The sequence below is a fragment of the Nonomuraea terrae genome (genome assembly GCF_004348995.1).
Taxonomy (GTDB): Bacteria; Actinomycetota; Actinomycetes; order Streptosporangiales; family Streptosporangiaceae; genus Nonomuraea; species Nonomuraea terrae.
In genome coordinates this window covers 1-17,484 of record NZ_SMKQ01000193.1, presented here as the reverse complement: position 1 = coordinate 17,484, position 17,484 = coordinate 1, and the positions used below count along the sequence as shown (strand labels likewise).

16 protein-coding genes are annotated in these 17,484 nt (G+C 72.0%); 6 read left to right on the top strand and 10 right to left on the bottom strand.

The features are described 5' to 3' along the window. Positions 1-387 (top strand): ATP-binding protein (locus E1286_RS37670; RefSeq protein WP_132620478.1); only part of this gene is annotated, 387 nt, incomplete at its 5' end. Positions 388-390: 3 nt separating this feature from the next. Here E1286_RS37670 and E1286_RS37665 read toward each other — a convergent pair. The 3 genes from E1286_RS37665 to E1286_RS37655 all read right to left on the bottom strand — a co-directional run bounded on the left by E1286_RS37665 (position 391) and on the right by E1286_RS37655 (position 2,912). Then, the gene (locus tag E1286_RS37665; RefSeq protein WP_132620476.1) at positions 391-975 is read right to left on the bottom strand and encodes a sigma-70 family RNA polymerase sigma factor; all 585 of its coding nucleotides are present in this window, start codon (positions 973-975) and stop codon (positions 391-393) included. Between the two features lie 478 nt (positions 976-1,453). Next, complete coding sequence (locus E1286_RS37660; protein WP_132620474.1) at positions 1,454-1,861, bottom strand: MarR family winged helix-turn-helix transcriptional regulator; 408 nt, start codon at positions 1,859-1,861, stop codon at positions 1,454-1,456. 73 nt (positions 1,862-1,934) lie between these two features. Further along, positions 1,935-2,912, bottom strand: a complete 978-nt coding sequence (locus E1286_RS37655; RefSeq protein WP_132620472.1) for an ABC transporter substrate-binding protein — start codon at positions 2,910-2,912, stop codon at positions 1,935-1,937. 98 nt (positions 2,913-3,010) lie between these two features. Between E1286_RS37655 and E1286_RS37650 the strand changes: the two genes are divergently transcribed. From E1286_RS37650 to E1286_RS37640, 3 genes are read left to right on the top strand one after another with little or no spacing between them, the layout of a single operon-like run. Then, positions 3,011-4,045 carry a FecCD family ABC transporter permease gene (locus tag E1286_RS37650; RefSeq protein ID WP_246075512.1) on the top strand — a complete coding sequence of 345 codons (1,035 nt, stop codon included), beginning with the start codon at positions 3,011-3,013 and terminating at the stop codon, positions 4,043-4,045. Next, positions 4,042-5,094: a FecCD family ABC transporter permease gene (locus E1286_RS37645; protein ID WP_246075511.1), complete on the top strand. Its 1,053-nt coding sequence runs from the start codon at positions 4,042-4,044 to the stop codon at positions 5,092-5,094. Before E1286_RS37650 ends, E1286_RS37645 begins: the two co-directional genes overlap by 4 nt. Next, entirely contained in the window at positions 5,091-5,882 is a 792-nt protein-coding gene (locus E1286_RS37640) for an ABC transporter ATP-binding protein (RefSeq protein ID WP_132620468.1), read from the top strand. Before E1286_RS37645 ends, E1286_RS37640 begins: the two co-directional genes overlap by 4 nt. A 14-nt stretch (positions 5,883-5,896) precedes the next feature. On the opposite strand, the gene E1286_RS37635 is transcribed toward E1286_RS37640, so the two are convergent. From E1286_RS37635 to E1286_RS37610, 6 genes are all read right to left on the bottom strand, one after another. Beyond that, positions 5,897-7,573, bottom strand: coding sequence for a tetratricopeptide repeat protein (locus E1286_RS37635; protein ID WP_132620466.1), 1,677 nt, complete (start codon positions 7,571-7,573; stop codon positions 5,897-5,899). A 270-nt stretch (positions 7,574-7,843) separates the two neighbouring features. Next, positions 7,844-9,022 (bottom strand): signal recognition particle-docking protein FtsY, encoded by a 1,179-nt coding sequence (gene ftsY, locus E1286_RS37630; RefSeq protein WP_132620464.1) that lies wholly within the window; start codon positions 9,020-9,022, stop codon positions 7,844-7,846. A 53-nt stretch (positions 9,023-9,075) separates the two neighbouring features. Beyond that, a complete protein-coding gene (locus E1286_RS37625; protein ID WP_132620462.1) occupies positions 9,076-12,867 on the bottom strand; it encodes an AAA family ATPase in 3,792 nt (1,263 codons plus the stop codon). Positions 12,868-13,034: 167 nt separating this feature from the next. Next, positions 13,035-13,229 carry a hypothetical protein gene (locus E1286_RS37620; RefSeq protein ID WP_043618321.1) on the bottom strand — a complete coding sequence of 65 codons (195 nt, stop codon included), beginning with the start codon at positions 13,227-13,229 and terminating at the stop codon, positions 13,035-13,037. Positions 13,230-13,420: 191 nt separating this feature from the next. After that, positions 13,421-13,708: an acylphosphatase gene (locus tag E1286_RS37615; RefSeq protein ID WP_132620460.1), complete on the bottom strand. Its 288-nt coding sequence runs from the start codon at positions 13,706-13,708 to the stop codon at positions 13,421-13,423. Between the two features lie 138 nt (positions 13,709-13,846). Further along, positions 13,847-14,050 carry a hypothetical protein gene (locus tag E1286_RS37610; RefSeq protein WP_132620458.1) on the bottom strand — a complete coding sequence of 68 codons (204 nt, stop codon included), beginning with the start codon at positions 14,048-14,050 and terminating at the stop codon, positions 13,847-13,849. 844 nt (positions 14,051-14,894) lie between these two features. Here E1286_RS37610 and E1286_RS37605 point away from each other — a divergent pair. Beyond that, positions 14,895-15,431, top strand: coding sequence for a dihydrofolate reductase family protein (locus E1286_RS37605; protein WP_132620456.1), 537 nt, complete (start codon positions 14,895-14,897; stop codon positions 15,429-15,431). Positions 15,432-15,466: 35 nt separating this feature from the next. On the opposite strand, the gene E1286_RS37600 is transcribed toward E1286_RS37605, so the two are convergent. After that, entirely contained in the window at positions 15,467-16,363 is an 897-nt protein-coding gene (locus tag E1286_RS37600) for a LysR family transcriptional regulator (protein WP_132620454.1), read from the bottom strand. Between the two features lie 91 nt (positions 16,364-16,454). On the opposite strand from E1286_RS37600, the gene E1286_RS37595 reads away from it, so the two are divergent. After that, positions 16,455-17,484 (top strand): MFS transporter (locus E1286_RS37595; RefSeq protein WP_132620452.1); only part of this gene is annotated, 1,030 nt, incomplete at its 3' end.

The window sequence follows — 17,484 nt, the reverse complement described above, 5'->3', positions numbered from 1 at the left end:
CCCGGCGACGCCGTGACGATCGGCTTCGGCGGTCACGGGCTGAGGCGGGCGCGCCAGGCCGTCGCCGCCTACGCCAGGGTCGTGGGCATGGACCCCGACCGGATCACCTCCCTAGTGATCAGCGCCTCGGAGATCGCCGCCAACAGCATCGAACACGGCGCCGGCCACGGCGTGATCACCATGTGGCGCGCCGGCGGCGAGCTGGTGTGCGAGATCGCCGAGCCCGGCGGCGCGCTCGACGATCCCTTAGCCGGCTGCATACCACCAGAGCCCGCATCCCCTCGGGGATACGGGCTCTGGATCAGCAGACAGCTGTGCGACCTGGTGGAGCTGCGCTCCGGAGGCGGCGCGTTACGCGTCCGCCTCCATCTGTCTCTGGGGTCGTAGGGCCTACGCGGCGCTCTGGGCGGGAAGGCGTACGGCGCCTTCCTCACGGGCGTACTCCTCCAGCATGCCGCGCAGCTGACGGCGGCCACGGTGGAGTCGCGACATGACGGTCCCGATCGGGGTGCCCATGCGCTCGGCGATCTCCTTGTAGGCGAACCCCTCCACGTCGGCCAGGTAGACCGCCACGCGGAAGTCCTCGGGAAGGGAGCGCAGGGCGTCCATCACGACGGTGTCGGGCAGCCGGTCGAGCGCCTCGGTCTCGGCCGACCGCAGGCCGGTCGAGGTGTGCGACTCGGCGGCGTGCAACTGCCAGTCCTCGATGTCCTCGGCGGCCGACAGCTTCGGAGAACGCTGCTTCTTGCGGTAGTCGTTGATGAAGTTGTTGGTCAGGATGCGATGCAGCCACGCCTTGAGGTTGGTGCCCTCGCGGAACTGGTGGTACGACGTGTACGCCTTGGCCACGGTCTCCTGCACCAGGTCCTCCGCGTCGGCGGCGTTACGGGTCAGGCGCATGGCGGAAGCGAACAGCTGCGACGTCACGGGCACGACATCGCGCTCGAACCAGTCCTGACGCTGCTCATCGGTCATCGAGATCAATTCATTCCCCCTTGCGCTCTCCCCCGTATCGGCACAAGCCGCCTGATAGCGGTCCCATCATCGCAAGCCCTCAGTAAGGGGCGCGTTAGAGCGGTTCCGCACCAATCAGAAGGGGTTTCGGTCCAAGTGCTCGCGGCGTGCGTCGTCACGTCCACGGCCGGACAAGTCTCGCTATCATAACACTACCCACCCAAATTTGCATGAATAGTGGCTAGAGTCACATCGGATAGCGTATATGGACGAACTTCGTGGACCGGCGCGGCACGAGCCGCACGCCATCGGCCGGTGCCGGTCCCGCGAGCGGGCGAACCCGCCGCCGACCGCTGGTGTGACACTCATCCGCACGTCTTTTCGCCTGCCCAGGCACTGGGGAGTAAACCTCACCCTGGTAGACGCGCTGTTGCCTACGTTCGGTTCACTACAACACCAACCAACCCCCACCTATTCCCCATGGGTCTGCGCGGCGGGGTCAGCCGGCGGACAGACTCGGGACTGAGCCCAGGGCTCGCACCAGGGGCCCGAGCCGAGGGTCCTGGACGGCCTCGCCCAAGGCGTCGCGCAGGGCGGCGTCGTGGGTGGGGCGGGCCTGACGCAGGAGGGTGAGCCCGGCGTCGGTGACGTCGGTGTAGATGCCGCGCCGGTCGGTGGGGCACAGATAGCACGACAGCAGACCGCGGTTCTCCAGGCGGGTCACCAGGGGCGTGGTGGCGCTCTGGCTGAGCACCACCGCGTCGGCGACCTGCTTCATCTGCAGGTGCCCGCCCTCGCCGTCGCGCTGCCGGCTGAGGACGTCGAGCAGCGAGTACTCGCGCGCGCTCAGGCCGTGCCGGCTCTGCAGGACGCGTTCGAGATGCGACTCGATCCTGCCGTGGAGCAGCGAGAGAGCGCACCGGCCCGGACCCCGACACCACGAACTGACGCCCGTCCCGCCCCGGGCGGGACGGGACCCGTCAGGAGACCGGCTTGGCGGGGTCCACCGCGAAGAGCCCGGCCAGGTCGTCGAGGATGGCGTGGGCGCCCTGGATGCCCACCGCGCTCATCCACGTCAGGTCGCTGACCTCGTGCTTGTCGCCCTTGAGCTTGCCCCACAACGGGTTGCCGACGAACTTCTCCTTGGGCTCGTCGGTCGCCGGGTCCGGGTAGCTCGCGACGAAGATGTGGTCGGCGTCCAGCTCGCCGATGCGCTCCTGGCTCACGTCCACCGCGATCGCGTCGTCCGCGGTGGGCTGATCCTCGGGGCGCGGGAAGCCGACGTCCTTCATGACGACACCGGAGTAGGAGTTCTCCACGTACAGCCGGACGGTCGGCTCTCCCGCGAAGCGGACGATCGAGATCGTCGGCAGCTCGCCCTCCTTCTCCTTGATGGAGGCGCCGATCGCGGCGGCGCGCTGCTCGAACTCCTTGATCCGGGTGTCCGCGAGCTGCTCCTTGCCGAGGGCCTGGCCCATGAGGCGGAGGTTGTCCTTCCAGATGGCCCCGGTGGTCTCGCTGAACACGGTCGGCGCGATCTTGGAGAGCTGGTCGTAGAGCGCCTCGTGCCGTACCTTCGCCGAGACGATGAGGTCGGGCTTGAGCGAGATGATCTTCTCCAGGCTCGGCTCCTCCAGCGTGCCGACCGGGGTCGCGTCCTTGCCGTACGCCTCGGCGACCGCGCCGAGGTAGCCGGGCAGCTCGGTCTCGATCGAGCGGTACGTCGTGTAGCCCACCACCGGGGTCTCCAGGGTCAGCACCGCGTCCACGAAGCTCTGGTCGAGAGCCACCACCCGCTTGGGCTGCGCCGGGATGACCGTCTTGCCCATGGCGTGCTCGACGGTCCTGAACGGGGCCGCGCTCTTGGACGGCGGGGTCTCCGCCGTGTCCGGCGTGGAGCCGCAGGCGGCGAGCCCCACCAGGAGGAGAGCGCCGGCCAGCACCCGCAACGGTCTCATCAGATGCCTTTCGCAGAAGTAAGGCAACCCTAAATTAGGTTAGCCCTGCCTAAGCTGGCATACTCAGCGAGATCGGGCAAATGGGGAGGTGGACACGGGTGAGCGCTACGGCCGTCGCCCCGCGGCTTCATGGCATCCGCCATCGTCGGCTCACCGTGCTCGTCGTCCTGCTCGGCGCGCTGGCCGTGACCGTGGTGCTGAGCATCACGATCGGCTCCAAGTCCGTACCGGTCTCCGACGCCTGGCACGCGCTGACGGCACCGACCGGCACCGAGAACGACCTCGTGATCCGCTCGCTGCGCGTCCCGAGGACCGTCTTAGGCGTGCTCGCCGGCCTCGCGCTCGGCGTGTCGGGCGCGCTCATGCAGGGCCACACCCGCAACCCGCTCGCCGACCCCGGCCTGCTCGGCGTCACGCAGGGGGCCGCGTTCGCGATGGTGGCCTCGATCATCCTGCTCGGCGTCGACAGCCTGCTCGTCTACATCTGGTTCGGCCTGGCGGGAGCGCTGGTGGCGAGCGTGGCCGTGTTCGCGCTCGGCATGGTCGGCGGCAGAGGCGGCCCGACGCCGGTCACGCTGGCCCTGGCCGGCACCGCCGTGAGCGCCTTCCTGGCCGCCCTGACCTCGGCCGTCGTCCTCCTGGACGAGCAGGCGATGGACGTCTTCCGCTTCTGGCAGGCCGGCTCGATCTCCGCCAGGGGCGCCGACGTGGTCTGGCAGGTTCTGCCGTTCATCCTGGCAGGGCTCGTGCTGGCGATGATCAACGCCCCCGGGCTGAACGCGCTGTCGCTCGGCGAGGACGTCGCCCGCAGCCTCGGCCAGAACATCGCCCTGACCCGCACCATCGGCGTCGCCGCCGTCACCCTGCTGTCGGGCGCGGCCGTTGCCGCCTGCGGCTCGCTCGCCTTCGTCGGGCTCATCGTGCCCCACCTCGCCCGGCCGCTGTCGGGCACCGACCACCGGTGGCTGCTGCCGTACTCGGGGCTGATCGGCGCTGCGCTGCTGCTGTTCGCCGACGTGATCGGCCGCGTGGTGGCACCGCCGGGCGAGCTGGAGGTCGGCGTGGTGCTCGCGCTGATCGGCGCCCCGTTCTTCGTCTTCCTGGTACGCCGCAGGAAGCCGGTGCGCCTGTGACCACGCTCACCACCCGCTCTCTGCGCGTCGGCCGCATGTCCTGGCAGATACGGCTGCGCAGCGTCACGGTCGCCCTGACCGGCCTCGTGCTGCTCGCCCTGCTGATGGTCCTGAGCATGCGCATCGGCGACATCGACATGTCACTGGCCGAGGTCGTCGCCGGCACGTTCGACGTCAACAGCCCGGCCCACTTCGTCATCATGGAGCTGCGCCTGCCGCGCGCGCTCACCGGCGCCCTGGTCGGCGCGGCACTCGCGCTGTCGGGCGCGATCATCCAGTCGATCGCGCGCAATCCGCTGGCCAGCCCCGAGATCCTCGGCGTCACCACCGGCGCCTCGGTCGCCGTGGTGGCCGGTGTCGTGGCCAGCGGCAGCGTGAACAGCGGCGTCAGCGGCCTGCTGGCCACGCTCGGCATCCCGGCGCTCGCCCTGCTCGGCGGCCTGCTCGGCGCCGCGGTCGTCTACGGCCTGGCCTGGCGGCGCGGCCTCGACGGCTACCGCCTGGTCCTGGTCGGCATCGGCGTGGCCGCGGTGTTCACGAACGTCAAGTTCTGGCTCCTGACCATCGGCGACGTGAACGACACCGGCCGCGCCATGGTCTGGATCAGCGGCTCGCTGAACGGCCGCGGCTGGGAGCACGTCACGCCCACGGCGCTGGCCCTGGCCGTGCTGGTGCCGGTGACCCTGCTCGGCACACGTTCGCTCGACGCCCTGCGCTTCGGCGACGACACGGTCACCGCGCTCGGCGTGCGGATGAACCTGGCCCGCGCCCTGATGATCCTCGCGGCCGTGCTGCTGGCCGCCGTGGCCACCGCGTCGGCGGGGCCGATCGCGTTCGTGGCCCTGGCCGCGCCGCAGATCGCGCTGCGCCTCGCGCGCTCCGGGCAACCCCCGCTGCTGTGCTCGGCGGTCATCGGCGCCGTGCTCACCACGGGCGCCGACCTGATCGCGCGGACCGCGTTCTCGCCGATCGAGCTGCCCGTCGGTATCGTCACGGCCGTACTGGGCGCTCCGTACCTGATCCACCTCATCTGGAGGTCGCGAAAGTGAGACTGCAGGCCTCCGGCGTCAAGCTGGGGTATGGCGACCGCCTCATCGTGGACGGCCTCGACCTCGGCATCGAGGCGGGCACCGTGACCACGATCATCGGCCCGAACGGCTGCGGCAAGTCCACTTTGCTGCGCGCCCTGGGCCGGCTGCTCAAACCGCAGGGCGGCGAGGTGCTGCTGGACGGCAAGCGCATCGACAAGACTCCCACCCGCGAGGTGGCCAAGGTCCTCGGCATGCTGCCGCAGGCGCCCACGGCGCCCGAGGGGCTGACCGTGGCCGACCTGGTGGCGCGGGGCCGGCACCCGCACCAGACGTGGTACCGCCAGTGGTCCTCCGACGACGAGGGCGCGGTCGCCGCGGCGCTCGACATGACCGGCCTCGCCGACCTCGCCGAGCGGCCCCTGGACGAGCTGTCGGGCGGGCAGCGGCAGCGGGCGTGGATCTCCATGGCCCTGGCCCAGGGCACCGACCTGCTGCTGCTCGACGAGCCGACGACGTTCCTCGACCTGGCGCACCAGGTGGAGGTGCTGGAGCTCGTACGCCACCTGCACCAGGAGGCCGGGCGCACGGTCGTCATGGTCCTGCACGACCTCAACCTGGCCGCCCGCTACGCCGACCGGCTGGTCGCCATGCGCGCCGGCAAGGTCATCTCCTCCGGCACCCCGCACGAGGTGCTGACCGAGGGCCTGTTGCGGGAGGTCTTCGAGCTGGACGCCAAGGTCATCGCCGACCCGGTGGCCGGCACGCCCCTGGTCATCCCGATCGCCCCTCTGTCGGCACGGGGCTGACCCGCCGTAAAGGCTCAGAGCGCCGACAGCGCCGCCGCGACGTCGGGATCGCCGGGGGCCAGCTCCGCGGCCCGCAGGAGGTCACGGCGGGCCTCGGCCGCCCGCCCGGCGGCCCGGTGGACCATCGAGCGGTTGAACAGCAGCTCCGGCGTCTCCTCCAGCTTCAGCGCCCGGTCGAAGGCGGCCAGCGACCCCTCGTGGTCGCCCCGCTCGTACGCCAGCTCACCCCGCCCCGCCCAGGCCGCCGCCAGGTCGGGGTGCAGCTCCAGCGCCCGGTCGAAGGCGGCCAGCGCCTCGGCGTGGCGGTGTTCGGCCAGCTCGACCTGCCCGAGCACGCACAGCAGATGGGGGTCGGCGGGCGTCAGCGCGAGCCCCCGCTCGACGTCCCGCCGGGCGGCCGCGTGGTCGCCGGCGGCCACGCGCAGCCCGGACCTGTTCACGTACGCGCGCGCGAACTCGGGGTCGAGCTCCAGCGTGTAGTCGAGGTCGGCGCGGGCCCCCTCCAGGTCTCCCGCGGCGTAACGGATCTCGGAGCGGTTGTAGTACGCCTCGGGAAACGGCGGACTCAGCCGCATGACCGCCTCGTAGTCGGCCAGCGCCTCCTCCGTCCGCCCCAGCTCCTGCAGCAGATTGCCGCGGTCGAGGTAGTAGTCGGGGTAGCCGGGGTCGGTCTCGATGGCCCGCGTGTAGTCGGCCAGCGCCTCCCGCTTCCGCCCCGACATGGCGAGCAGCTGCCCCCGGTTGGCGTACAGGACGAGCCGGTGGATCGGGTGTTCGCCGGCCAGGTCGGTCTCGGCCAGCTCGATGGCCTGCCGCACCAGCTCCATGGCGGCCTCCGGGCGGCCCCTGCGCACCTCGACCAACGCCTTGCCGTTGAGGTCGAACCCGAGGTGGAAGGCACGCTCCCGGCGGTCGGGCATCAGCGACGTGATGGTGATGGCCTCGTTGATCCAGGCCAGCGCCTCCTCGGGGTCGCGCCGCGCGTGGTCGTGGTGGCGTACGAGGATCATGGCGGTGGCGTACGCGGCGGTGGCGCGATAGCGCGGATGCGTGCTCCTGCGCCGGGCCCGGTCGTAGAGCTCCCGGGCCTCCTCCTCGCGCTCGATGGCCTCCAGGGACGCGGCGACCCGCAGCAGGAGCCGCTGCCACCCCTCGGGGTCGTCCTCGTACGCCCTGCCGCGCAGCGCCTCCAGCCCCGCCTCGGTCAGCGCGTGGTGGAAGCCCTCGTCACGGTATCGGTCGAAGTCGGTCTGGAAGGGGCCCCGGCCGGGAGCCGACGGCCCCTCCTGGATGATCAGCAGGCCGGGGTCGATCCGGCGCCGCAGCACGGTCACCAGCTCGGCGTCGGTCTGGTCGGCCTCGCCGAGGCCGGTCACGGTGACGGTGAGCGGCCCCGTACGGCTCAGATGGTCTCGGACGAACTCCGCGATGCCGTTGGCCAGCCTGAGGGTGCGGCGCGCGCCCGGCACGAGCACGCGCTGCTCCCTGGGCAGGGAGTCGGCCAGTGAGCGGCGGCGGGCCGGCACGGCGTCGTGCAGGCCGGGTGCCGCGGCGCGGATCTCGATGTCGTGTGCGGTGACCAGGTCGGGCCAGCGCTCAAGCGCCGGCGGGACGAGATGCGCGAGCAGCCCCGCGCCCAGTGTGTAAGGGCCGCCGATCCGGCGGTCCGCGTCAAGGAAGATCGTGTCCACGTGAAGCCTTTCCCGTGGTCCCGGGCGGCCGACGCCCGCGCAGTGGGCGCCGGCCTTCAGTGGATCAGCCGCAGTGCCGCGGCGCGGCCGCGGCGGTGGGCTTCACGGTTCCGGGCCGGTGAACAACGATCTTCTTCATGTGCGCCCTCTCGCGTTCATGCGGGATCGAACGATCATTGATGACGATATATGTGACCACAGACAAAAGCCGCAGATCAACATTTATCTGGTAAGGGCTAATCCCGCGTGAATTATGGGCCTGACCGTAACCTAATCGCCCAGAATGGCGTCGACGAAGACCTCCGGATCGAACGGCGCCAGGTCGTCGGGCCCTTCACCCAGCCCCACGAGCTTCACCGGAACCCCGAGCTCCCGCTGCACGGAGATCACGATGCCGCCCTTGGCGGTGCCGTCGAGCTTGGTCAGCGCGATGCCGGTGATGTTGACCGCCTCGCCGAAAACCTGGGCCTGGCGCATGCCGTTCTGGCCGGTGGTCGCGTCGAGGACGAGCAGCACCTCGTCGACGGTGGCCTTCTTCTCGATGACCCGCTTGACCTTGCCCAGCTCGTCCATCAGGCCGGTCTTGGTGTGCAGGCGGCCGGCGGTGTCGACGATGACGACGTCGACCTTCTCCTCGATGCCCCGGGCCACCGCGTCGAACGCCACGGAGGCCGGGTCGCCGCCCTCGGGGCCGCGTACAGTGTCGGCGCCGACCCGCTCGCCCCAGGTCTGGAGCTGGTCGGCCGCCGCGGCGCGGAAGGTGTCGGCCGCGCCGAGCACGACCTTCTTGCCGTCGCCGATGAGCGAACGGGCGAGCTTGCCGGTGGTGGTGGTCTTGCCGGTGCCGTTGACGCCCACGACCAGGACGACCGCCGGGCGCTCGCCCGGCGCCGTCACCTTGAGCGTGCGGTCGAGGTCGGGGTTGATCTGGGCGAGCAGCCGCTCGCGCAGCAGGCCGCGGACCTCGTCGTGGGAGCGGCTGCCGAGCACCTTCACCCGGGTGCGCAGCTCCTCGACGATGGCCTGCGTGGGCGCGACGCCCACGTCGGCGGTGATCAGGCTCTCCTCGATCTCGTCCCAGACGTCGTCGTCGAGCCGGTCACGCGAGAGCAGCTCCAGCAGCCCGCGCCCGAGCGCGTTCTGCGAGCGGGCCAGGCGCGAGCGCAGCCGCACCATCCGGCCCGCCGACGGCGGCGGCACCTCGATCTCGGGCGGCGCCACGACCGGCTCGGCCGGCTTGACCGGCGGCGGAAGCGTGGTCGTCGCGCCTTCGGCCTCCTCACCCGCCGCGGCGGGCCGCTTCTCCTCCTCCTCGGGAAGCGTCGGGGCCTCGGGCGGCAGGACCGGTGGGGGCGCTTTACGGCCCGGCCGGAAAAGCAGGAAGAGGCCGCCGGCCGCCAGCAGGGCGACGACGGCCACGATCACGATGACGGCGAGGTAACCTTCCACAACACGTCAGTTTTCCAGATCATCCGGCGTGGTCAGGCCCAAGGCCACACCGATCAGGCCGATTCGCGTTCCCTGAGCCGCTGGCTGACCACCTGCGTCACACCGTCACCGCGCATCGACACGCCGTAGAGCGCGTCGGCGATCTCCATCGTGCGCTTGTTGTGGGTGATCACGATGAGCTGCGAGCTCTGCCGCAACTCCTCGAAGAGCGTCAGCAGCCGCTGCGTGTTGGTGTCGTCGAGCGCGGCCTCGACCTCGTCCATCACGTAGAACGGCGACGGCCGCGCCTTGAAGATCGAGATCAGGAACGCCACCGCCGTCAGCGACCGCTCACCGCCCGACAGCAGCGACAGGCGCTTGACCTTCTTGCCCGGCGGCCGCGCCTCGACCTCGATGCCGGTCGTCAGCATGTCGGACGGATCGGTCAGCACCAGCCGGCCGTCGCCGCCCGGGAAGACCCGGCCGAAGATCTGCTCGAACTCCCTGGCGACGTCCTCGTACGCCGAGGCGAACATCTGCTCCACCCGCTCGTCGACCTCCTTGACCACGGTCAGCAGGTCGCGCCGCGTCTTCCTCAGGTCTTCCAGCTGGGAGTTGAGGAACGCGTGCCGCTCCTCCAGCGCCGCGAACTCCTCCAGCGCGAGCGGGTTGACCTTGCCGAGCTGGTTCATCTGCTTCTCGGCGATCCTGGCCCGCTTCTCCTGCTCCTCCCGTACGTACGGCACCGGCGGGTCGCCGGGGACCGGCGCGTCGGGGCCGTACTCGGAGATCAGGGACTCGACCTCGACGCCGAACTCCTCCAGCGCCCGCTGCTCCATCTGCTCCAGCCGCAGCCGCTGCTCCGTGCGGGCCACCTCGTTGCCGTGCACTCGGTTGACCAGTTTGTCCAGCTCCTGGCCGAGTTCGCGGACGCGGAGGCGTACCTGCTTGAGCTCGGCGTCGACGGCCACCCGGGCGAGGTCGGCCTCGTCACGCTCCCTGGAGGCCAGCTGGACGGACTCGGCCAGCGCCGCGAGCACCCGCTTGGCGCCCTTGCTGACGGCCTCGGCCAGCGCGGCCTGACGCCTGCGCCGGTCGCGCTGGGCGGCCGCCTGGGCGCGTTCCTCACGTTCGCGGCGCGCGGCGCGCAGCAGCCCGTCGGCGCGGCCCTCGATGCCCTTGACCCGCTCCTCGGCGGTGCGGACCTGCAGGCGGGTGTCCATCTCGCGCTGGCGGGCGGACTCGCAGGCGCTCGCCAGCTCGTCGCGCAGGTCGGTGGTGGGCTCGGACTCCAGCTCCTGGGCGTATTCGGCCTCGGCCAGCCGGACCTCCAGCTCGGCCAGCTCTTCCAGCCCTTCGGCGCGGGCCGCCTCCGCCCTGGCCACGCTCGCGGTCAGGCGCTCGGCCTCGTCGCGGGCGGCGTTCGCGGCCGCCTCCAGCTGGGCCAGCCGCTTGGCCGCGGCGGCGGTGCGCTGATCGGCCTCGCGCTGGCGGCCGCGTACCTGGTCGAGCGCGCCCTGCGCGGCGCTCACACCGGCCTGGGCGGTGGTGACGGCGTGCTGTGCCTCACTCACGCGGGCCTGGGCGGCCTCCAGCGCGCTCTGAGCGGCCTGCTCGCCGGCGACGGCCTCGTCGAGCGCCAGCGCGGTCTCCTCGGCCCTGGCCTCGGCCTCCTCCAGGTCTCTGACGGCCTCGTCGAGCGCGGCCCGCACCTGCAGCACGGAGGTCCCGCTCTCCGACCCGCCGCTGGCCAGCGGCTCTCCGACCAGATCACCCGCCTTGGTGACGGCCCGCAGCTCGGGGTGACGCTCGACCAGCTTCCTGGCGGCATCGAGCTCGTCCACGACCGCCACGCCGGCGAGCACGTGATCGAGAGCGGCCCGCAGATGCTCAGGCACGCTGACCAGCTCGGCCACCCACCGGCTGCCCTCGGGCGCCGGCCGACGCATGCTCCCGCTGAGACGTCCGGCGGCCCCGCCCGGAGTGGGGTCCCCTGCGGCGCCGTCACCCGGGACCGCCGCACCCTGCGAGTCCGTCTCGCCCGCGTCCGACTTCGCGCCGTCCGACTTCGCGCCGCCGCCGAGCGCGACGAGGAGCGTCGCCTGGCCCAGGCTCCGCGTGCGCAGCAGGTCGAGGGCCTCCACGGCCGTGTCGAGTGTCTGGACGGTGATCGCCTCCGCGACCGGGCCGAGAACCGCCGCGACGGCCGGCTCGGCCCCCGGCGTCACCTGCATCGAGGCCGCCAGCGGCCCCAGCACCCCGGCCAGGCCGGCCTCCAGCAGCGCTGCCCCGCCGTCGCCCTTGGCCAGCCCCAGCTCCAGGGCGTCGCGGCGAGCGGCGAGCGCTGCCACCGCCCGCTGGGCCTCCTGGTCGGCGGCCCGCGCGGTGCTCACCCCCGCCTTGGCCTCCCGCAGGGCGGCACCCGGCGCGTCAAGAGCCGACGTCGCCTCCTCCAGCCCCGCGCGCGCCTCGTCGGCCACCGCCTTGGCCTCCTCGACCGTGGCCTGCGCCGCGGCCAGCTCCTCGGCCAGCTCAGGATCGACGGCCGGCGACTCCAGCCGCTGGGCCTCCAGGTCCTCCGCGGCCCGCCGCTGCCGCTCGGCCGCGTCGGCCACGGCCTGCCGGAGGCGTCCGATCTCCTCCTCGGCGGCCCTGGCCCGGCTGCGTACGGAATCGACCTGGCCGCGCAGTTTGGCCAGCCCCTCGCGGCGGTCGGCGGCGGCCCGCGCGGCCATGGCGAGCCGCTGCTCCTCGACGCTCAGCTCGGCCTCGGCCTCGGCCCGCGCCTGAACGGCCTCCTCCAGCAGCTCCCGCGCGTGGTCCAGCTCCGCCTTGAGGATCAGCTCCCGCTCGCGCACCTCGGCGGCCTCGCGTTCGAGCTCCTCCGGGTCGCGGCCGCGGCGCTCGATGGCGGCGGCGTCGAGGGCGTGCCGATGGCGTTCGGCGGCGAGCTGCTCCAGGCCGCTGATGCGCTCACGCAGCGACGACAGCCGGAAGTACGTCTCCTGCGCCGCCGCGAGCCGCGGCTGGGCCTCGGCCTCGGCGGCCTCCAGCGCGGCCTCCCGCTGCTGCCCCTCGGCGAGCTCGGCCTCGACCTGCCGGCGTCGCTGCGTGATCGCGGCCTCGTCGGCCGCCTCGCGCTCCAGCGTCACGCGCAGCACGCACACGTCGTCGGCCAGCAGCCGCAGCCGGGCGTCACGCAGGTCGGCCTGGATGACGGCGGCCTTGCGGGCGATCTCGGCCTGGCGGCCCAGCGGCTTGAGCTGGCGCCGCAGCTCGGTGGCGAGGTCCTGCACACGGGTGAGGTTGGCCTGCATCGCGTCGAGCTTGCGCAGCGCCTTCTCCTTGCGCTTGCGATGCTTCAGGACGCCCGCGGCCTCTTCGATGAACGCCCGGCGGTCCTCCGGCCCCGCGTGCAGCACCGCGTCGAGCTGGCCCTGGCCGACGATGACGTGCATCTCACGGCCGATGCCGGAGTCGGACAGCAGCTCCTGGATGTCCAGCAGGCGGCAGGTGTCGCCGTTGATCGCATATTCGCTCTGCCCCGACCGGAACATCAGCCGGCTGATCGTGACCTCGGTGTAGTCGATCGGCAGCGCGCCGTCGGAGTTGTCGATGGTCAGCGTCACCTCGGCGCGGCCGAGTGGCGGCCGGGACGAGGTGCCGGCGAAGATCACGTCTTCCATCTTGCCGCCGCGCAGCGACTTGGCACTGTGCTCGCCCATCACCCAGGCGAGGGCGTCGACGACGTTGGACTTGCCGGAGCCGTTGGGCCCGACGACACAGGTGATGCCCGGCTCGAACCGCAGGGCGGTCGCGGAGGCGAAGGACTTGAAGCCGCGCAGGGTCAGGGTCTTCAAATACAAAGCACGTCCCCCTCTCCCTGTACGGACAAGGGAAAAGACTACTGGTCCCGGCTAGCCCACGCGGGCATCCGCGCCCGCGCGGCAGCTTGACCAGGTCTTTCCTGAAGGGGGCAAATAACAAGGGACGCCTCTTCGAGACGTCCCTGAATCTTGCGCTCCGATCACTCTCAGGTGAGTGCCGGCTCGCGCTCCTGCACGCGGCTTAGCGCCTCGTCGCGGGTTTGCGCTGCAAGAGCGTCATTGGTGGCCTGAAGTCGGATGAGTTCTGCCTCCAGATCCCGGATACGCTGCTGCAGGCGGCGCATCTCCGAGACCATTCGAGGGTCAGGACCGCCGACGTGGCCGAGTAGAGCCTTCGCCATGGTAAAGGGTCCTCCACGCTGAGTGACCAGACTGGTTCGCGCACTTCTGTTCCGCGGGAGGGGTGCGCGTGGTACCTAACAAGAGTCGCACCGGCAGTGTGGGCGGTCAAGTCGATCGAACCGCTGAGCCCCTACTGATGGGCACTCCCGACATACAACTATACCCTATTTGGGCTGTTTAACGAAACCGGCTACCGCTCTACAAAACCGGCCAAACTACCTCGGGCTTCGCTCCAACGTTCCACTACTCCATCCACCCTGCCCGGCGTGTCGCAACCCCGGAGCGACTCCAGCAGCTTGACGCACGCCTCCCTCGGGCCCTCGGCCACCACCTCGACCCGGCCGTCGTCGGTGTTGCGCGCCCAGCCCACGAGGCCCAGCTCCAGCGCCCGCGCCCGCGTCCACCACCGGAAGCCCACGCCCTGGACCCGGCCCCGCACCCAGGCGGTCAGCCGGACGTCCCCGCTCTCGTCAGGCATCTCGAACTCCTTCGGACGTCACGCCGTCCGCCGTCTCCGCGATCTCGATCCCGGAAGAGGCGCCCGGCGCCCCCTGGGTCGTGGCCACCTTACCGGCCCGGGAATCGGCCGTCCGGAAGGCGTCATGGAGGGTGCGGGTCATTCCCCGGCGACGGCGCGGGCGCGCGCCAGGCAGGCGGCCGCCCAGTCGTTCTCACCGGCCGTCTCGGCCGCGGAGGCCAAGTGGCGGTCCGCGTCGGGCAGCCCGGCCATCACGGAGGGCTCGGCCGCGGCGGCGCGGGCGTAGGCGGCGGGCCAGGCCGTGGGCGAGCCGGCGAAGGCCCGGGCGACCAGGACCGGCACGTCCTCGGCACCCCTGTGACAGCGGCGAGGCGAGCGTCCACGAAGGCGGCGAAGATCATGGCATCGGAGGCCGGGCCCGGGCCGCCCGGGCCGAGGGCGCGTTCGGCGTGGGCTCGCCGGAGCCGGTAGGCCACCCGGTCGCCGCGCAGGCCGCAGGCGAGCGTGATCGCCGAGGCGGCGGGAGAGAGCCAGGAGGCGATCGGCATGCCGGACCGCCGCCATGCCCGCCGCCATGCCCGCCGCCATGCCCGCCACATCGGCTCGGCGTGCTCGATCGCCTCGTCGAGGCGCTCGGTGACGGGCGGCGGGTCGGCGACTGGACCGCGTACGGCCGCCTCGTGCCGGCGGCCACCGCGGAGGAGGTGCCGGCCCGCCTGGCGGACCTGGTGGCTGCGGCCACGCGGCGCTACCTCGACCACGGCCACGGACAGCCCGTCCTCCTGGTGCACACCGCCACCGCGCCGAACGCGGTCCTGCACACCCTGCCCGCGCTGCCCCGGAAGCTGTGGACGCCCGGCCTGACCGCGATCTGGACGACCACCGCGGCGATCTACTCCGCCTACGCGCCGCGCTCGTCACTGCCCACCCCGCCCGACGGCCCGGGCGCCGTCGCGGAGGTCCTGGACCCGGGCGGTCGACCACGCCGACGAGCACGTCATCAAGTTCACCGACACCGCGGCCGAGGTCTACACCCGCACCGGCGACCTGGACGCGCCGGCCGCCGCCCTCCACGTCGCCCAACTCATCCTGCCCGGGCGACCGTAAGCGGATCAGCAGAAATCGGTAAGCGGGCTCGGACAAAGTCGTGCTCACCAGTCAACAACGCAACCGAAGGGGATGTGCCATGAGGAAGCTGATCGAGTCGACGTTCGTCACCCTCGACGGCGTGATCAGCTCGCCGCACGTGTGGGGACCGCCGTACTGGAACGAGGAGCACCACAAGTACGCGGGCAAGCTGCTGTTCGCCGCCGACGCGCTGCTCCTCGGCCGTGAGACGTACCAGGGGTTCGCGCAGTCCTGGCCGGCGCGGACAGGTGACCCGTACGCCGACCGGATCAACAGCCTGCCGAAGTATGTGGCGTCCACCACGCTGAAGGAGGCCGACGCCTGGAACGGCACCCTGATCCAGGGCGACGTCGCGACGGCGGTGGCAGAGCTGAAGCGGCAGCCGGGCGAGAACATCCTCAAGTTCGGCACCGGGGAGCTCGACCGCACGTTGATCGCCCACGATCTGGTGGACGAGTTCCACTTCTGGACGTTCCCCACCATCGCGGGAAGCGGCGACCGGCTCCTGGACGGCCTGGACGTGACGCACCTGAAGCTGCTGGAGACGACGCGGTTCGAGTCCGGCATCGTCGTCCTGACCTACGGACCCAAGTGATCGAAGCGCCGTGAAGACGACGTCCCTGTCGGTCGTCACGCCGCCTGCGGCTCGGCGGCGTGCTCGGCCGCCGCCGCCTCGAACGCCCGCACCGCGGCCGTCTCTGCGGCCTTCACCCAGGCCAGGCCGAGGATCGAAGGAGGCAGCCCGGTGACGGGCACGAAGCGGATGTCGGACCGGCCGTGCTGGTCCGCCGAAGGCGTGCAGAACACCATGCCGCCCCTGCCGAGCGCCACCTGGGTCAGGCCCTCCTGCGTGGTGGCCACCTTACCGGCCCGGGGAATCGGGCGGCCGGAAGGCGTCACGGAGGGAGCGATCCGTTCGTGCCAGAAGCGCGGCGCGGGACCGTCCAGCCCGATCAGCGGGACGCCGGCCAGCTCCTCCGCGCCGATGCGCGCCCGGCCCGCGAGGGGGTGGCGCACGGAGAGGCCGAGCCGGTGGGAGACCCGGTTCAGGCCGCCGCCCGTGACGAGGTCGGGCTCGTCCACCGGCAGCAGCGTGAACGCGACGTCCACCTGCCCGGCCCGCAGCTTGCCGAAGGGGTCGGACAGCGGGATCTCCACCAGCTCGGCCACGCACCCCGGATGCCGCCGCTCGAAGACGCGTACGGCCCCCGTGACCACGTCGGTCGGCGTGGCCAGGAACCCGACCCTGATCACGCCGGTCACCTCCCTGGCCGCGGCCCTGGCCCGGCTCACGGCGCTCTCCAGCCCGTCGTACGCGGGACGCAGGTCGGCCAGGAACCGCTCGCCGAGGGGCGTGAGTCGCACCCGCCTGCTCGTGCGCTGGAAGAGCCGCCCGCCGATCCTGGTCTCCAGCGAGCGGACGAGCTGGCTCACCCTCCCCGGCGACAGGTAGAGGCACTCCGCCGTACGCGCGAAGTGCAGCTCCTCGCTGAGCACGACGAAGCACTCCAGTTCCCTGAACTCCATGGCCCCTCCGGCTGATCGCTTAGCCCGGTTAAACCAAGCCTTCGGGGTTCGTCATTGTTCCCCCTGGCTGCCCGGCAACAGGCTGGACGCCATGACGATCACTGATGTTTCCGTACGGGCACGCCCGCTCGCCGTGGCCTCCGTGGCGGTGGGCACGTTCGCCATCGTGACCAGCGAGATGCTCCCGGTCGGCCTGCTGACCTCGATCGCCGCCGACCTGGGCGTGTCCGCCGGTACGGCCGGGCTGACCATGTCGGCCCCCGGCCTGGTCGCCGCCGTCGCCGCGCCCGCCCTGGCGGTCACCGCGCGGCGGCTCGACCGGCGCGTGGTCCTCCTGGCGCTGATGGCGGTGCTGGCCGTGGCGAACCTGGCGGCGGCGCTCGCGCCGAACCACGCCGTCATGCTGGCCGCCCGCGTGCTGACCGGGGTGAGCATCGGCGGTTTCTGGGCCTTCGCGGCCGGTCTCGGCGAACGCCTGGTCCCCGCGCGCCACGTGGGCCGGGCCACGTCGATCATCTTGGGCGGGGTGTCCGTGGCGTCGGTGCTGGGGGTGCCGGCGGCGACGTTCGTCTCGTCCTACGCCGGGTGGCGCAGCGCGTTCGCCGCCGCGGGGGTGCTGGCGCTGCTTCTGGTCGGAGTGCTGGCCGCGACGCTGCCGCCGCTGCGGCAGCCGGCGGGTGACGCTCCTGCGGAAACGGCGGAAAAGCGCTCCACGTGGCTCTCAGGGCCGCTGAGGGTGATCCTCACCCTGACGGCCCTGACCGTCTCCGGGCACTTCGCCGCCTACACCTACGTCCGTCCGTTCCTGGAGCAGGTCTCACACGCCGGCCCCGCCCTTGTCGGCACCGCCCTCCTCCTGTACGGCGCCGCCGGCGTGGCCGGCAACTTCGCCGCGGGCGCGCGGGCCGCCAGGAACCCGCGGGCGACCCTCGTCGTGCTGGCCGCGCTCATGGCGGCGGCCACCGCGCTGCTCCCGCTCGCCGGCCTGCCCCTGGTGCTCCTCATGGTGTGGGGCCTCGGCTACGGCGGAATCGGGGTGACCCTGCAGCTGTGGATCATGCGGACGGGCGGCGGCGAGCTGGGCACGGCGCTGTTCGTCGGCGTCTTCAACGTCTCCATCG